The organism is Pseudooceanicola batsensis HTCC2597 (assembly GCF_000152725.1).
GTDB classification, from domain to species: domain Bacteria; phylum Pseudomonadota; class Alphaproteobacteria; order Rhodobacterales; family Rhodobacteraceae; genus Pseudooceanicola; species Pseudooceanicola batsensis.
In genome coordinates this window covers 2,867,943-2,885,764 of sequence record NZ_CH724131.1, presented here as the reverse complement: position 1 = coordinate 2,885,764, position 17,822 = coordinate 2,867,943, and the positions used below count along the sequence as shown (strand labels likewise).

Sequence of the window (17,822 nt, the reverse complement as noted above, 5' to 3'; positions counted from 1 at the left end):
TTAGTTCAAATTCGCGTCAGGTCTATAAGGTAACTCAAAACCGGTCCGCCGGATATCAAGTTATCGAGAGGTTAATAACGATGTAAACTGGTAAACATCTTTTCCGGAGAATAACCGGATGAGACATATCCATAGGGTTAATGGACATAGATCGAATGGCTAGGTCGAAATCCTGCCGACGCCCCGACCTGAGAAAAAACTTCAACAAAAACATATATTTAGCCGACAACCGCCGCATTTAGCCGAATTGCCGGGCTGTTAGGATCTGTTAATCGGTAAATCATGAATTCATCGGCGCCATTTCTCGGCGACCGGCGAACGAAACCACCGATTGAACAGATCGGGCGGGTCCGCTCCCGAATGATCTTTTGGGCATCCGGCTTTTGCCGGGCCGGTCCCGTCTTGGAATTTAAGCAGTCGGAAGAATTATAGAAGGGAGGTATTTCGTCAAAGGAATTTGACGTCGCCGTCATTGTTCGGCCCCTCAATCGGGCAGCCGACAAGATGACACAAGACTATCCCCCAAGCATCAGACGATAAGCGCTTTTTAGAAGAGCTGCGCTGCGCTCCGATGCTTTCACATCAGAAAATGAGAGTGAAAAATGGCTAAGGATATCAGAAACAACCTGATCGGACTGACCGATCTCGACGACGGGGTCGAGGTCGATAAGGACGTTGATGTCGAGCTGGATGCCAATCTCAACGGCAACGGCAATCTCAATATCAACAAGGATCACAACGAGAGCGAAACAGACACCACAACCACGACCGACACGACGACCACGAACGAGAACTACAACACCAACACGACGGAGGCCACGAGCACGACCTCCGGGTCGAACGACAACTCGAACTCGAACACCAGCACCCAGTCGGCCGAAAACACCAACACGAACGGCAACACCGCCGACACCGAGGCGACCGCGAACGGCGAGGCCTCCAGCGACAGCGACAGCGGAAGCGAAAGCTCTTCCGACAGCACGTCCGACGCGGTGTCCAACGTCGAGAACACCAGCGACGTGGACGTCGACGTGGATCTTTCGCTCGAAGGCTACGAGCCAAGCGATGACGACTTCGGCGATTTCGACCTCGAAGGCTCGGAAGTCAGCGACTTCATCATGTCCGAGGGCGACGTCGATTATGATCCGGGCCACGACTTCGCGGTCGACAATCTGCTGAACAACTCGCTGAGCGGGGAAGGCAACGACTCCGGGTTCGTCGTGCCGCAGAACATCGTTCTGGAAGACAACGACACACTGGAGGAAGCCAGGGTCGTCAACGACGGCGATTTCTCGCAGTCCGGAAACGCCCATGGCGGCGAGGCCACTTCGGGTGACGGCATCAGCGTCAGCTCGGACGGTGCGGCGGGCGGCAGCGATGCCAGGTCCGAAGGCGGCGACGCCGAGACGGACGAGACCGAAGGCGGCGACGCCTCTGCCAAGGGCGGCGACAGCGGCGACACCGGCGAGGTCGATGTCGAATCCGGTGACGGCGGCGACAGCGGCGAGGTCGAGGCCGAAGGCAACGAAGGCGACGGTGCCCAGGTCGATGTCGAAGCCGACGGCGATGGCGGCGATGGCGGCGACAACGACTCCGAAAACGATGGCGACTCCGAGGCCATGACGGAAAGCGACGTCGAAGGCCGAGGCGGCGACGGAGGCGACGCGGATTCCGAGAACACGGTTGAAGCCGACAGCGATTCCGAAGTCGACAGCGACGTCGACGGCGGCGACACCGGCGAAGCCACCTCTGAATCCGACCAGGACTCCGAAGCCACTTCCGACACCGAAACCGATGCGGATGGCGGTGACAGCGGCGAAGCGCACAGCGAAGGCAACGGCCTTGGACTGGGCTTCAGCGAATCCGACGCGGACGCCGAGTCCGGCGATGCCGGCGACACGGACGGCGACGTCGAGGTCACGACCGAGTCGGAGACCGACAGCCACGCCGAAGGCGAAGCCGGCAACGGCGGTGACATCGACCAGGAGGCCGACGCGGAAGTCGAAGGCACGGCCGAGGCCGATGCCGAAGGCGACAGCGGCGACACCGGCGACATCGACACCGATGTCGAGGCCGACGCCAGGTCCGACGCCGACGGTGACTCCGAAGGCGGCGACGGCGGCGATGTCGAAGGCGACGTCGAGGGCGAGGCAGACGCCGAAACCGACAGCCACGCCGAAAGCGAAGGCGGCGACACCGGCGAAGTCGGTCAACTGGCCGGTTCGCTGGCCATGGGCGATGCCGAGACCGAGAATGACATCGAGGCAGGCGACACCGGTGATGCCGATGTCGAAGGCACGGCCGAGATGGATGCCGAGACCGACGGCGACGCCGACGGCGGCAACGGTGGCGACATCGACGGCGACGTCGAAGGCAGGATCGATGCCGAGACCGACAGCGACGCAGACGCCGATGGCGGCAACGGCGGCGATGTCGACGCAGAAGCCGAGGGCGACGCCGAGGGTGATGCCGAGAGCGAGAACGAGCTCGAGGCCGGAGACTCCGGCGAGGTCGACTCCCGCTCCGAGGCCGACGCCCAAAGCGACGGTGAGGTCGACAGCGAAGGTGGCGACACCGGCGAGGCCGACAGCGACTTCGAAGCCCAGTCCGACGCCGAAACGGACAGCGACGCCGATGCCGAAGGTGGCAATGGTGGCGATGCCGAAAACGAAGCCGATGGCGAAAACGACGTCGCAGCCGAATCCGACTCGGAAGCCGATGGCGGAGAGTCGGGTGATGTCGAGGGCGCGGCCGAAGGCGATGCCGAGGTCGATGCCGACTCCGACGTCGAAGGCGGCAATGCCGGCGACATCGACGGCGACGTCGACGGCGACGTCGATACAGAAGCCGCAAGCGAGATCGAGGCGGAAGGCGGCGACGCCGGCGATGCCGAGAACGAAGCTGACGGCGATGCCGACACCGACTTCGAATCCACGGCCGAAGCCGAAGCCGGAGACTCCGGCGAGGTCGATGCCGATGCCGAAGGCGACGCGGACGTCGACGCCCGGTCCGAAGCGGACGGCGGCAACGGCGGCGACATCGACGGTGACGTCGATGGCGAGGTCGATGCCGAAGCCGAAGGCACGGCCGAAGGCGACGGCGGCCAGGCCGGGGACGCCGAGAACGGCGCCGGGGCCCTTGGTCTGACCGGAGCCGGCCCGACGGCCGATGCAGAGGCCGGCGATTCAGGAGAGGTCGACACCGACGTCGACGGCTACAGCGGTGCCATGGGCGCCTCTGGTGCCGGTGCAGGCGGTGGTGGCGGCGGCGACGCCGAAAGCGAGGCAGAGACCGAAGGCGGCGGTGCGGGCGAAGGTGCCCAGCTCGACGTCGACGTGGCCGTCGCCGACGATGCCACGGGCGGTGCGGGAGGTGCCGGTACGGCAACCTCCGGCGAAGCCTCCGGTGCCAGCAATGCCAACGGCACCGCAACCGGCACGGGCGGCACGGGTGGCGCGGCCACCGGGACCACCGGCTCCATCGACCAGGACACCACCACCGACGCAGCAGCGAGCGGCAATGGCGGTGCGGGCGGACGCGGCGACGCGACCAACTCCGACACGGCGACGGGAACCGGAACGGCCTCGACCGACTCCGAATCCGGCGCTGGTGCGGCGGGCACGTCGGACGCGACCGGAACCGCCGGCGGTGACGCGACCAACTCCGGCATGTCCGGCGCGGGTGGCGCAGGCAGCGCGACCGGCGGGACCGGCACGCAGAACGCCTCGGGCGATGCCACGGCGTCGGGCGATGGCGGTGCGACCGGCATGACCGACGCGGACGCCACCGATACCGCGACCGGAACCGGGACGGCTTCGACCGACTCCGAATCCGGAGCGGGCGGCCAAGGAATGGCCGACATCGACGGTACGGCCGATGGCGACGCCAGCAACACCAGCACAGGTGCGGCAGGCGGTTCCGGAACGGCTGATGGCGGCATGGCCGACATCGACCTGACCGGGGATGTTGCCAGCAGCGGCGACGGCGGCATGGGCGCAGCGGGTGACGCTGCAACCGACGACGACGCCACCTCGACCGCGACGGGCACCAACAGCACCGCTTCCGGTGCAGGCGGCGCCACCTCCGGTTCGGCGGACAATGACGCGACGGGCGACAGCCAGTCGACGGCGACGTCCGGCGCAGGCGGAGCAGCCAGCGGCGACTCGGGCATGGTCGACAACGATGTGTCGGGTGATGCGATGGCAGACGGAACCGGCGGTGCCGGTGCGGCTGGCACGGCATCCACCGACGACGACGCATCCGGAACGGCCACCGGCTCCACCGACTCCGAATCCGGAGCAGGCGGCGCCGGCATGGCCGACAACGACGCCACGCAGACGTCCGACCTCATGGGCGATGCGGCATCCGGGGCCGGAGGCGCAGCCTCGGGCGACGGCGGCATGGCCGACAACGACCTGCAGTCCGAGGCGGCCAACGACGCCACCACGGGCAACGCGTCCGGCGGAACGGTCGGAACCGATGACGATGCCTCGGCCAGCGCCGACGGTACGGTCACCGGAACCAGCGGAGCCGGTGCGGCGGGCATGTCGGACAACGACGCCGATGCGGCGGGCAATGCAAGCTCGGACAACCAGTCCGGCGCGAGCGGAGCCAACACCATATCGACGGGCATGCTCGACACCGATGTGACGGGTGATGCCGCCAACACCGGCACCACCGGGGAAGGCGGTACGCAGACCTCGTCCACCGACGACGACTCGTCGGCGACGGGCACCGGCTCGCTCTCGGGTACCGGCGGCGCCAGCGGCGCGGCCGATGCCTTGAACGATGCCGACGCCTCGGGCGACGGCATGGGCCACGCCGAAGCCTCGACCGGAAGCGCGGATGCGGATGCGTCCTCGACCACGGACCAGGCTGCCGACGGCACGTCGACCTCGTCGGCCGCCAGCGGTGCCAGCGGGGCAACCACGGCCGACATCGACGGGTCGTCCTCTTCCACCGGAACGGGGTACGCCGACGGTGACGGAGGTTACGGCGGCCTGTCGGACATCGCGGCGGAAGCCCTCGCCGAATCCATGACGGACAACGACACCTCGGTGAACACCGGTGCAGGTGGCGCGGTCGCCAACGACGTCATGGCCGGGTCCGACACCTCGGTATCCGGAGATGTCTCCGCGATGTCGGGTGCCGGGGCCATGGGCGGCGAAGCCACGGGCACCAGCGGTGACTCGGGCTATGCCGAAGGCGGCATGGCGACGTCCGGCGCGGTCACTGGCGGCACGGCGACCGGCGGTGCCGGCGGCGCGGCCACCAACGGCGACGGCGGCATGGGCGGCAACAACGGCGGCTCGTTCGGGTCGGGCAACGGGGATGACGGCTTCATCCAGGGCGAGGCCTATGCCTCGGCCGCGGCGCAAGTCACCACCTCGGCGTTCAACCAGGACATCGTCATGGGTGCCAACGTCCTTGGCAACACGGTCGACATGACGGTCGTGGGCGGTGCGTTCAGCACCAACTACACCGGCGAGGACGACGACGGCATGTAAGCCGCAGAACGACACCGATCGGGGCCGGTCCGCCGGCCCCGATCACTCCCTCCGAAAGGGCTTCGGGCCCGCATCCGTTCCGGACCGGGATTGAATGTTGAACCAACCAGGGCGCATCTGAGCCATGAGAGACGACGCAGTCACCGAGTCCATCAGCCATTTCATAGGTTTTTTCTCTCTCGCCGAGGAACAGTCCCGGCTCCGCGCCGAGTATGACCGGTTCAAGGCCGAGCAGGCCGCCGCGGATGAGCAGGCCCTGCTGGAGACCGAAAGCCAGTTCCGCCCTGCCCCGCTGACGCCCAAGGGCTATGATCCCGACCTGAATTTCAAGGCGCCGCCCCCGCTTCCGGCCGAGCCTTTCGTTACGATACCCTTCGTTCCGGTGCCTCAGCTTCCTCCCGAGGTGCTGATCGTCGGCGCGACGCCGGTCCTGCCCGCGCCGGAGCCGCTTGTCGCGGCCGGCCCGCCCGGACAAAGCTTCACCCTGTCGCCGCCCAGTTCGATGGCCGCGGTCGTGGTCCAGAAGAATACCCTTTCGGACAACGACGTGGTCGGCGGAACGGCGGAGATCGGCCAGGCCGCCAAGGCAGAGACCGAAGCTGCCATGTCTGCCCTGGAGGCCCTGGCCGCGGCATTGAGCCCGATCGACCTGCCGATCTCCAGCATCGACGGCGACTGGTTCGAGATCGTCGACACGATCGTAGAGGCCGCCAGCACTCTCGCCGGGGCCGTAGGAGCGCTGCCGGGCGCCGTCACCCTGACCGCCGACACTGGCGAGGAAACGACCACCGCACAGGTTGGCGAAGGCGAATTGCAGATGACCTTCGCCTCGGGCGAGGCGGCGCAAGGGGTGCATGTCGACGGGGTCTCGATCGAGGACATACCCGAATGGCAGGACTATCTGCCCGATCTGCTTCAGGAGGAGGAAGAGGACGATAGCGAACTCTCGGACGAGGATCACGACGACGAGCCGGACGACGAGGAAAGCCCGGTCGAGATCGCGGCTGCGTCGAGCGATGACGACCCGGAGCCCTCCCTTTCGGGCGGCGATGGCGACACGGCCCTCGCGGGCGGCGAAGCCTCCGATGGCCTCGCCGCCTCGGGCGAGGACACATCCGGCCTGGGGGGGGCGGCCGGCGACGACACGCCCGACGAGGCCCAGGACGTCGCGAAAGAGCACGACTTTTCCGGGGATTTCGAAGACGGCTCTCCCGGTGCGGATGTGGACTACGACCCCGGCCATCACATCGGCACCGGCGGCAACGAACTGATCAACGAGACGACGATCAATTCGACCTGGCTGGATGCCAAGGCCTACGCGGTCGGCGGCGACTACATGAAGTTCGACGCCATCTCCCAGACCAACGTCATCGTCGAAACCGACAGCGCTCCGGCGGGGGTGTCCGCCGCGACCGGCGGGATCGGCGAGCCTGGTCCCGGTCCGTCCGAGGCCCACAACCTCGCCAGTATCGAATCACTCTCCCGCGAGGAATACGAGGCGCAGAAAGCCGCGGACTCCGAAGAAGAGCCGCCGGTCGTCGAACCGGCTGCGACGGTCTTCCCGACTGACTGGGTGGTCACGTCGGTGACGGGCGACCTGATCCAGACGAACTGGTCGCACCAGGTCAACTACGTGTCCGACAGCGATACGGTCTCGTTCAGCTTTTCCGGCAGCAACACCACGCTCGGCACCGGTGACAACCTGACGATCAACGACTTCTTCGCCTGGGAACTCGGGTTTCAGTACGATCTGATCGTCATCGACGGCCACATGATCGACGTCTCCATCATCAAGCAGATGAACGTCCTGCTCGATTCCGACACATTCGAGGTCCACCTCTCGGACGACACCGATGCCGCGACCGAAGACCCGGTGGAAACTGCGGTCGCCGCGGCGCCGGTTCCCGCACCGGCCGAGGGTGCCACGCAGGTGGCTGTCAGCGGGACCGGCCCGAGTGCTGGCCCGACGACCGAGGTGAGCGGGTCGAACGCGATTGCCGGTCAAGGGACCGAAGGCAAGAGCGCGGACGACACGGTGGTGACCGCTGCCGCCACCGCCTCGAACGATATAGCCGGTTCAATGGGTGCCTTGGGTGCCGAAACGTCCCCGAGCGCCGCGCCGGCCCCCGACACCGCAGAGCGAGAGAACAGTTCCGTCACGAGCGAGACGCAGACAGCATCCGCCGCGACGACCGAAACCGGCAGCGCATCACGGACCGACGAGGTCAGCACGACCCATGCTGAAACGACTGGTTTGTCGGTCAGCTCCGAAACGACAGAATCAAGCAGTACGCCGCCAGACAACGCCCCCGGCGCGGCCACGTCCGAGACTGCGGCCCCGGCGCAACCCGCGGGTGTGCTGACCGGCCCGGACACCACCGCCGAAGCATCCGACGAGGCCGAGCACACCCTTCCGCTCGCCTCACCCGAACCGACGGATCCAGCCCCGACCCACGAACCCGCTGACGCCACGGCCATTCCATCTGCGACGACGCAGACCGCCCCCGCGCAGTCCGCCGTCCCGCACACGCCGGCAGTCGAAGCGGATGCGGCGCCGGAGGCCTCTCCGTCCCTCGAATCCCCGGCCGCCGAACCCGCGGCAATTACGCCGCCCCCCCAACCGACAGGGGCGCCACTCACAGCGTCCGTTGCGGCGGTGGTCGGGGATACCCAAGCGCCGGAAACGACACACGGCCAGACGATGGCGGCAACGCCCGGCGAGACAGAGGCGCCGCCGCTTGACGAGGCCTCCGCCGATCCCCAGCCCCCCGATCAGTCCCAGGAGGTTTCGTCCACCGACCCCGCCTTGGAAAAGCCGGTCCCGGCCTCCTCCCCATCGCAGCTAAGCGGCACGCCGGCGACGACCGACGGCGCACCGGTTGTTCCGACGTCCGGCCTTTCGTCTCAGACGGTGCAATCGGCAACGGCCTCCGGCACAGACGAGACGGGACCGCTTGCCGAGAACGACGACGCGACGGCCGCCGGAGCCGACTTTTCGCAGACGGAGGTCGAAAAGGGCGAGCATCAGCTGGGCGCGACCGCGTCGGGCAGCATTGTCCAGGCCGGCGATCATCCCGACGTTACGCAACCGGACGCCGCGGCAACGTCCCAGGATGAACCGAAGGCTGCGCCCGAGGTGGCAGACGCCGAACCGGTTCAGGCGAGCTCTTTCGAAGACAGCGCTACCGAGGCCAGCGCAGCCGACCAGGCCGACGCCGCGCCCGAAGAGGGCCTCGCAACCGGCATCAAGGCCTCGATGGCCGACAACATGCTGGTGAACCAGGCCAAGATCACCACAATCGGCAAGGACCTGACCGCCGAGATGGACGCCGTCTACGGCAGGACGCTGGATGATTTCCAGTCCGGCAAGGAGAAGATCGAGGACGATCTTCTGGCGAAGCAGGAGTTCATGGGCACCTCGCTTCTCAAGGTCCTGCACATCAAGGGCGACTTCAAGACCGTCAACGCCGTCCAGCAGACGAACGTGCTGGGCGATGACGACGCGATCGAACTGGCCATCGACGAATTCGCCGCCGGATTGAAGGAGGACATGGAGGTGACCATGGGCTCGAACGCGCTCGCGAACCTCGCCTCGATCAAGGACAGCGGCATCGACTCCACGATCGTGGCCAAGGGGGCGACCTATTCCGACGCCCTGCTTCACCAGGCCGAATTGATCATGCCGGACATGCCCGAGTTGCCCGATCTGTCGGCGATGCACGGCGCCCTCGCAACCGAGGCGGTCGCGTTCCTGTCGGAAGACATGATCACGAAGGCGCCGATGCAGGCGATGAAGGCCGACATGCATGCGCAGATGGACGCGGCACCGCCAAGCGCCGACATCATGCAGACCATGCTGGCGTAGACCCTGACCAGAGAATTGATGTGAAAGACTATTCAGCCGACACCGAGCGGAACGAAACCGGAAGCCCCGCCGCAAAGGCATCCGCTGGGAAGGGCTTGCATCTGCCGCTCTATCTTCGGGTCGATCAGCGCGTGAACCTTGACGGCACGAAGGGTCGGTTCGTTTCCCGCCGAAGCTCCGTCTCGGACCTCGCCATAGAACTCGCGAAGACCGGGGTGAGACCAGTGGCCTCGGTCAAGGGCGGCAAGACATCCGGCTCCGCAGGGAGCTTCACGAAACGGTTTACACTCACGGAAACCAAGTCGCCACGATCTGCGGCCGGGGGCCCGCAGTCGGACACGGGCGCGGAGCCGGACCAGATGACAGCGGACCTTTCTGCTCCCGAGAAGCCGGAGGCGCCGGAGGTCCCGCAGCAGCAGGTAGCAAAGACGGACGGGCCGGATCGGGATACGGCGCCAAGGCCCGGAGCCGACGCCGATGTCGACCTCGATGCGGGTAAGCCCGCGCTGAGACCGGCGGCAGCCGTCCGCACATCGACGGGCCTCCAGGTCGCGATGGAAAGGATCAACGGCCCGTTCGCCTCGCCGCCCGCCGCTCCAGCGACCGAAACCGCTGTCTCGGAACCACCGGCGCAAGCCGAGACGGCATCCGGCGCACAGGGTGGCAAGCCGGGAACGGCGACCGGCGGCGAAGGGGCGACGCAGCGATCCGGGCAAGCGGAACAGGTGATCGCCGACAGCCCGTCCGAACCTGCTCATACCGATGGCACAGGCGCGGCTCCAGGCTGCGACGTCGGGCGGGCCGAGGCCGCCACCGAACGCCCCGTACCCGCCGGAAGTTCACAGGAAGACGGCAACCCCGTCCAGACCACCATGCCGCAAACGGCCGTGGACACCGCCGAAAGGGCCGACGACGCCCGGGCCGGAGGCAGCGCAGCCGACCCCGCGGAGACACAGATCAAGCCCGGCGCAGCAACCGCCCCTTCCCGCCCGCTGCAGCAGGCGGTGCACACGCCCGAACCCGCCAAGGCCACGCACCCTCGCGCCGAGACGCCGCGGACCAGCGACACCGCCGACGCCAAGGCGACCCCCGCGCCACCGGCCGGCCCGACCCGACCCTCTGCCCCCGAAACCGCAACCGGCACCACGCAGAAGACCACAGCCCCCCCGGAGCATGCCGGACACGCCCCGCAGGAAGCGCGCGTCACGGTGCCTGAGCAGGACGGCGCCACCGAACCCGTTGCGCGCGGCGGCGGCGACCGGATGGGAGAGACCATCGAGGGCGACACCGGTCCGATCATGCGTCGCAAGGATGATCCGCCCCCGGGCGGCGGCGACGGCGGCCGACCGCCCCCGCCAAAATTCCACCGCCGGAAGGGCCCGCAGGACTTCGGAGAGAACCTGCGCACCGGCACCATCGCCGTGCGCCGGAACCTCTTCATCGTGATGATCCTGACCCTGGCCACGAACCTTCTGATCCTGTCGATCCCCATCTATCTGTTCCAGATCTCGGACCGTGTTCTCACGAGCCGTTCGACCGATACGCTGGTCATGCTGACGGTGATCATCGTCGGGGCGGTCGTTCTGCAGACCTGTTTCGATGCCCTGCGGCGTTTCATCCTGATGCGTACAGCGGTCGAGGTCGCGGTCCGTCTCGGCGCGTCGATCCTGAGCGCGGCGGCGCATGCCTCGCTGCACGGCACCGGCCGCGAGTATCAGACGCTCGGCGATCTTCAGCAGCTTCGCGGTTTCCTCACCTCGGGCACGCTGCTGGCGTTCCTCGACGTGCCCTTCGCACCGCTCTTCGTGCTGGCGATCTATCTGGTGCATCCGCATCTCGGCTCGATCGTGGTGATCAGCGCCCTTCTTCTCGCGCTGGTCGCGTTCATCAACCAGCGCCTCACCCACAAGCCGTTTTCCGAGGCCAACCAGGCCCAGTCACGTGCCAACGGTCACCTCGAATCCATGTCGCGCAACAGCCAGATCATCAATGCGCTGGCCATGATCCCCGAGGCGGTCACGATCTGGGGACGGGACACGGCCGCGTCGCTGACCGCGCAGGTGCGGGCGCAGGACCGCAACATCGTGATGTCCGCCGTTTCCCGCGCGGTGCGTCTTCTGACGCAGGTGGCGATGCTCGGCTGGGGGGCGTACCTGGCCATCGACGGGCAGATCACGGGCGGTATGGTGATCGCCGCGTCGATCATCGCGGGGCGTGCGCTGGCGCCGATCGAGGGCTCGATCGAGGGCTGGAACGCGTTCATCATCGCGCGGCAGGCCTATGACCGGATCCGTACCCTGCTGACCAACTCGACGCTCCAGTTCGAAAAGCTCAACCTACCGCAGCCGGAGGGCCGGCTCGATGTGGAACGGCTGCTCTATGTCCCGTCGGGCACCAAGCATGTCGTGCTGAACAGCGTGAGCTTCAGCCTCAATCCCGGGGAGTCGCTGGCGGTGATCGGCAATTCCGGCGCCGGCAAGACGACCCTGGGCAAGATGCTGGTCGGATCGGTGCTGCCCACCTCGGGCAACGTGCGTCTCGACCTCATGGACCTGCGCAACTGGGACCCGAGGCAGTTCGGCGAGAATATCGGCTACCTGCCGCAGGACGTGCAGCTCTTTCCCGGCACCATCAAGGACAATATCGGACGCATGCGGCGGGACGCCACCGACGCGCAGGTCTATCGCGCGGCCATGCTGGCCGACGTGCACGAGATGATCGCCAACCTGCCGCATGGCTACGAGACCTGGGTGCAGGCCGACGGCTTTCCGCTGTCGGGCGGGCAGAAACAGCGCATCGCCCTTGCCCGCGCCTTCTTTGGCGATCCGCGGTTTGTGGTGCTGGACGAACCGAACTCCAACCTGGACACGAAGGGTGACAAGGCACTGTCACAGGCGCTCCAGCACGCGCGGCGCAACAAGATCACCGTGGTCGTGATCACCCAGAAGCCGTCGCTTCTGAGCGCCGTCGACAAGATCATGCTGCTGGCCGACGGGTCCGTGCAGATGTTCGGGGAACGGACGCCGATCCTTCAGGAACTCGCCGGACGGAAATCGCCGCAGCCCCGCGTGCCGGAACAGCCCCGTCCGCAGAACCTGCCGAAGGGGAACACCAATGTCTGATCAGGCCGGTCTTGCCGACATCGACGACTGGTATGCGGCCGTTCCGCGCTCGATCGCCCGGCAGGCGACCATCGGTCTGCTGCTCATGGCGATCACTTTCGGCGGCTTCGGAGCCTGGGCCTTTCTCGCCCCCCTCGCCGCGGCCGTGATCTCGCAGGGGAGTTTCGTCGCCATCGGGCAGAACAAGATCGTCCAGCACCTCGAAGGCGGCATCATCAAGGACATCCTCGTCGACGAGGGGGATCAGGTCCAGGCCGGCCAGCTTCTCCTGCGGCTCGATGAAACGAAGGCGCTTGCCAACGAACGCGAACTCGTGCTCCGCCTCAGCCGCCTGGAAGCGATCGAGGCCCGCCTGCTCGCACTCTACGACGGGAAGGAGCGACTGACGTTTCCGCCCCATCTCATCGAGCAATCCGAACGTGCCGAAATCCGCCAGATCCTTGCCGGTCAGCAGACCGCCTTCGACAGCGCCACCGAGGGACTGCAGAACGAGATCGCCCTGCTGGAGCGCAACCGCGCCGCCCTTGCGGTCCGCAGCGCGGGATACGAGGCTCAGCTTGCCTCGCACAACGAACAGGTCGAGCTTCTGGAAGAGGAATTCGCCGCCCGCGACATCCTGCTGGGCAAGGGGCTGATGCGTCGGGCCGAAATGACCGCGCTGAAACGCACCCTCGTCGAGGCGGCGGGCCAGATCGGCCGGCTCGAAGCGGAAATCGGAGAGATCGAACAGCTGTCGCACAAGTACGAGATGCAGATCGCGCAGACCGTCCGCCAGCACCAGCAGTCGGCGCTGGACGACCTGCAGCCGATCCAGGGCGAGCTCGACTCGATCCGCGAACAGCTTGCCGCCGCGCGCAACGTGCGAGAACGCACCGACGTGATCGCCCCCGTCTCGGGCACGGTGGTGCGGCTGCACTACCATACGGCCGGCGGCGTGATCGAAAGCGGCCGTGCGATAGCCGAGATCCTGCCCTCGGAACAGCCGCTCATCATCGAGGTGCAGGTCCCCCGGGTCGATATCGATAGCGTCCGCAAGGGCCAGCACGCCACCATCCGCCTCACCGCTCTCAACCGCCGGACGACCCCGATCCTGTACGGTAAGGTCATCTACGTTTCGGCCGACTCGGTGACCGACACGCAGAACGGAAACACGCAGGAGGTCTACATCGCCCGTATCTCGATGCCCGTGACCGAGTTGCGCCGCGTCGCGAACTTCACTCCGACGCCCGGCATGCCGGCCGAGATCATGATCCAGACGGCCGAACGGACCTTTGCGCAATATATCGTCAAGCCGATCCGAGACAGCCTCGGACGGGCCTTCAGGGAGCAGTAGGCCGCGTATCCGACGCGCGGTGGCGTACCTTTCCCAGCTGTGGCATTTTTTTACCGTCGCACCGATCGGGCCAGCGCAACCGCAACGCGTGGGTCCGGAAGGGCCCCGTAAAGGGTGTCATAAAATAAGGCGCCCGAAGGCGCCTCGTTTCATTGGTCGGAGTGGCGAGATTCGAACTCACGACCCCTGCCTCCCGAAGACAGTGCTCTACCAGGCTGAGCTACACTCCGACCGTGAGGCTGCGAGGTAGCGTCTTTGTTCCCGCTTGGCAAGAGAGATCTGGCGGCGTTTCCGCGATTCAGGGAAGCGGATCGGAGGCGCTGAGGGCAGACACAGCCCAGTTGAGCCGCGGGCGGCGCGGAGAGGCGAAACAACGCTGTTTCACGACCCGCGCGCCGTCGGGCCGCCCTCCGGCCGCGGAACGAGTGGTCAGCGGCACAAGGCCCGCCAAGGGGCGGGAGCGGCACCGGTGTGAGGCCGGCCGCGAGAGGCCCGCCCCTCTGATCAGAGCGACGCGTCCAGCGCCGCAAGCACCGCGTCGCCCATCTCGGCGGTGGTCGCCGGGGTGATGCCCTCTTCGTTCAGCAGGTCAGCGGTGCGGACGCCGTCGCCCAACACCGCGTTTACCGCCTGCTCCAGCCGCGTCGCCTCGTCCCCGAGATCGAAGGAATACCGCAGCGCCATGGCGAAGGAGAGGATACAGGCGCAGGGGTTGGCCTTGCCCTGCCCCGCGATGTCGGGGGCCGAGCCGTGCACCGGTTCGTAAAGTGCCTTGGGCCGGCCGTTGTCCATCGGCGCGCCGAGCGAGGCCGACGGCAGCATGCCGAGCGACCCGGTCAGCATCGCGGCGAGGTCCGACAGCAAGTCGCCGAAGAGGTTGTCGGTGACGATCACGTCGAACTGTTTGGGCCAGCGCGTCAGCTGCATGGCCCCGGCGTCGGCGTACATGTGGCTGAGTTCCACCTCGGGATAGTCCTTGCCCACCTCGGTCACGACTTCGCGCCAGAGGATACCCGACTCCATCACGTTGGCCTTTTCCATCGAGCAGAGCTTCTTGCCGCGCTTCATCGCCAGATCGAAGGCCGAGCGGGCGACGCGGTCGATTTCGCTCTCTGTATAGCGCTGCGTGTTGATGCCGACGCGCTCGTTGCCCTCTTCGAAGATGCCGCGCGGCTCCCCGAAATAGACGCCGCTCGTCAGTTCGCGCACAATCATGATGTCGAGCCCCGCGACCACGTCCTTCTTGAGCGACGAGAAATCCGCCAGCGCGTCGAAACACTGCGCCGGACGCAGATTGGAGAAAAGGTCCATCTCCTTGCGCAGGCGCAGCAGGCCGCGCTCGGGCTTTACCGAGAAATCGAGGCTGTCGTATTTCGGCCCACCGACGGCACCGAGAAGGACCGCGTCGACCTCCTGCGCCCTGGCCATCGTGTCGTCATGCAGCGGGGTGCCGTGCTTGTCATAGGCACAGCCGCCGACGAGATCTTCGCTGACGTCGAAGGTGATGCCGCGCCGGGCGCCGAACCAGTCGATGATCTTGCGCACCTCGGCCATGACTTCGGGGCCGATCCCGTCGCCGGGCAGGATGAGAAGCGAGGGGTTGGTCATGGATCTGTCCCTTTCGTCAATTGCGGGACATCTCCCCGTCCCGGTCGCCGGGCTTGGCGTAAACCGAGGGGCGGACGGGGTCAAGAAAGGCGGAGCGCGCGGTGCTGCAGGGATCCGGCACCCCCTGTAGCAGAAACGTCGCCGCGCAAGCGAATGTGCAGGTGACGACGTGGCATCGGGGGGCGGACAGCGGGTGCAATATTGCGGCGGGGCGCGGCGGCAGGATCAGCTACTTCGGCGCCAGGCCGGCGCGACTCTGCCCGCAGTTCCGGGTCACCGCGGTCGATGACGCGCGCGGCGCGCGGGACGCGGCGGGCCCTGAGGCTCAGGCGGCTGCGGCCTAGCTTTCTCCGATCCACAGGTCGATCCAGATCGGATGGTGTCGGCTGGCCTCGGGGTCGGCCGTCAAAACCCCTGCCGCGTCGACCGACAGTCCGGACGAGGGCAAGAGGTAGTCGACCCGCAGCGCCCCGGGGCCGGGCGGGGGCCAGTTCACCGTCGGCCGGTCCGTCAGGCCCGGCGGATCGAGGATCCGGGGATCCGCAAGAAAGGCGCGCATGACCTCCTGACGACCGTCGCCCCCGTGCGGGTCGAGGTTTGCCGTGCCCACGACTAGGAACGGCGGTTCGGGCGGCGGACCGAAAGCCCCGTCCAGCCGGTGGCGCCAGAACGAGAGTTCGTCCGCGTTTCGCCGGCCGTTCCGGTCCTCGGGTCCATCGAAGACCGGCGGGGCGGCGTGGAAAACCATCAGCGTGAGCGCGCCCCGGGGCAGATGCACTGCGACCTCCCAATGCGCCACGGTCGAGAGGCGTTGGATGTCCGCCCCGGTCGCGGCCGCGCCCAAGCGCCCCTGCACATCGATCAGGAGGCTGTCCGGGACGTTGCGCCAGAGCCGGGAGGAGTGATCGGCGGTGAGCGTCAGCGGCCATCGCGAAAGCACGGCCAGCCCGCCCTGCCCCGGAAACCGCCCGTAGCCCTGAGCGTCCCCGGGGGCGCCCGCCCGTCCGTCGCCGTTCAGGTCGAGACCCGTGGGGATACCGGAATTCGGGCGCTCTGCGAAAAGGTGGGGAAAGCGGGCGGCGCCGTCCGGGATCGCGTCACGCAGGGCGGTCAGCGCCGCCCCGTCATGATCGTAATCGATGTCGCCCAGCACGAGGATGTCGGCATTCAACTCCGCGATCCGCGCCGCCACCTTCACGACACGGGGCGTCCCTTTGCGGATGTCGCGCAGCAAGAGGCCCGGCCCGTCCGCCGCAAGTTCCGTGTGCCAGTAGGCGATGCGCAGCGGTTCGGCCCCGGCAGGGGCCGCGACCGCCGCGAGAAGAAGGATCAGACAGCCTGCAAGCCGTCGTCGGAGCGTGCCTCGGCATAGGTGCGGCGGCGCTTTTCCTCGATGATGTCCGCGACGCGGTGCAGCGCGATGCCGCGAATGATCAGGTTCGCCGGAAGAAAGGCCCATGCCGTCATCACCCATATCAGGGTGTGGGGATTGCCGATCGCCGACAGGTCCACCAGCACCCCGGCCAGTTTCACGAATGCCGGCAACAGGAATGGCAGAAGAAACCCTAAGGCCATGTTAACGACGCTGTCCCTTTTCAGGCGGGCCACGACGTCTCCGCCGCCCGTGGGGTCGAAAAGCGGCAGGTTGATCCAGACGTTGAACGCGCCGTATCGCACGGGCCAGCCGTAGATCCGCACCAGGAGGCCGAAGCCGACAACGCCGAGCAGCGCCACGACATAGGCGATGCCCGCCGCCGCGCGCACCATCGCGACCGTCGCGGCCGCCGTGTCCGACGGCAGCGCCAGCAGCACGAGGCGCACTGGCGAGAAAGGGAAGTCGATGGCCCGCGCCATAAGCTCGGCCAGGGTCATCAGCAGCGAGGCGATCGGCGTCTCGAGCGCGGCGCCCGAGAAGTAGACCGTCAGAAGCAGCACCATGGAGAACATTGTGAAATAGCGCAGACGGTTCACCGGCGGCGCGAAGCGGAACTCGAGGATCGAGGGGAACTGGCTGAAGTACTCGACAAAGGTGAACGCGCCGGCGACGAGCGCGACCAGGACGGTGACCTGCGCGACATCCGCCCCAACCTCCGGCAGGAGGAGCGACGGTGTGGCGATCGCCAGCGCGATCAGGAGGGCGCGCAAAAACGCGCCGGTCAGACGGACGATCACTGCTCTTTCCCCTCAAACTGGCCCGGTGCGATACGTCGCCGCCCCTGTGTTCCAACTTGATGCCGCATTTTGCGGTGCCTCATTATTGCCCCAATCGTGCCGACATTTCGCCCGAGGCTCAAGCGGCCATTCCATAAGACGCGGGAAATAGGGCGATTCCTTGGAGGAACTGGTGCGTTCTTGCATCATTTCAGGCGCGAAAAAGGGGCCAAACG

Annotated in this window: 7 protein-coding genes and 1 tRNA gene; 4 read left to right on the top strand and 4 right to left on the bottom strand. The window is 66.8% G+C overall.

Annotated elements, in window-relative coordinates; translation table 11 throughout:
• The first annotated feature begins 602 nt into the window (after positions 1-602).
• The 4 genes from OB2597_RS21070 (at position 603) to OB2597_RS17740 (ending at position 13,827) form a co-directional block, all read left to right on the top strand.
• Entirely contained in the window at positions 603-5,507 is a 4,905-nt protein-coding gene (locus tag OB2597_RS21070) for a hypothetical protein (RefSeq protein WP_009806993.1), read from the top strand.
• 124 nt (positions 5,508-5,631) lie between these two features.
• Positions 5,632-9,372: a hypothetical protein gene (locus OB2597_RS17750; RefSeq protein ID WP_009806992.1), complete on the top strand. Its 3,741-nt coding sequence runs from the start codon at positions 5,632-5,634 to the stop codon at positions 9,370-9,372.
• Positions 9,373-9,731: 359 nt separating this feature from the next.
• Positions 9,732-12,494: a type I secretion system permease/ATPase gene (locus tag OB2597_RS17745; protein ID WP_238529730.1), complete on the top strand. Its 2,763-nt coding sequence runs from the start codon at positions 9,732-9,734 to the stop codon at positions 12,492-12,494.
• Entirely contained in the window at positions 12,487-13,827 is a 1,341-nt protein-coding gene (locus tag OB2597_RS17740) for an HlyD family type I secretion periplasmic adaptor subunit (RefSeq protein WP_009806990.1), read from the top strand. Before OB2597_RS17745 ends, OB2597_RS17740 begins: the two co-directional genes overlap by 8 nt.
• Positions 13,828-13,980: 153 nt before the next feature.
• Here OB2597_RS17740 and OB2597_RS17735 read toward each other — a convergent pair.
• The 4 genes from OB2597_RS17735 to OB2597_RS22590 form a co-directional block, all read right to left on the bottom strand.
• A tRNA-Pro gene (locus tag OB2597_RS17735) sits at positions 13,981-14,057 on the bottom strand.
• Positions 14,058-14,331: 274 nt separating this feature from the next.
• Positions 14,332-15,435 carry a 3-isopropylmalate dehydrogenase gene (leuB, locus tag OB2597_RS17730; protein WP_009806989.1) on the bottom strand — a complete coding sequence of 368 codons (1,104 nt, stop codon included), beginning with the start codon at positions 15,433-15,435 and terminating at the stop codon, positions 14,332-14,334.
• A 340-nt stretch (positions 15,436-15,775) separates the two neighbouring features.
• Positions 15,776-16,669 (bottom strand): endonuclease/exonuclease/phosphatase family protein, encoded by an 894-nt coding sequence (locus OB2597_RS17720; protein WP_009806987.1) that lies wholly within the window; start codon positions 16,667-16,669, stop codon positions 15,776-15,778.
• Positions 16,670-16,764: 95 nt separating this feature from the next.
• Positions 16,765-17,607, bottom strand: coding sequence for a hypothetical protein (locus OB2597_RS22590; RefSeq protein WP_009806986.1), 843 nt, complete (start codon positions 17,605-17,607; stop codon positions 16,765-16,767).
• Positions 17,608-17,822 lie beyond the last annotated feature (215 nt).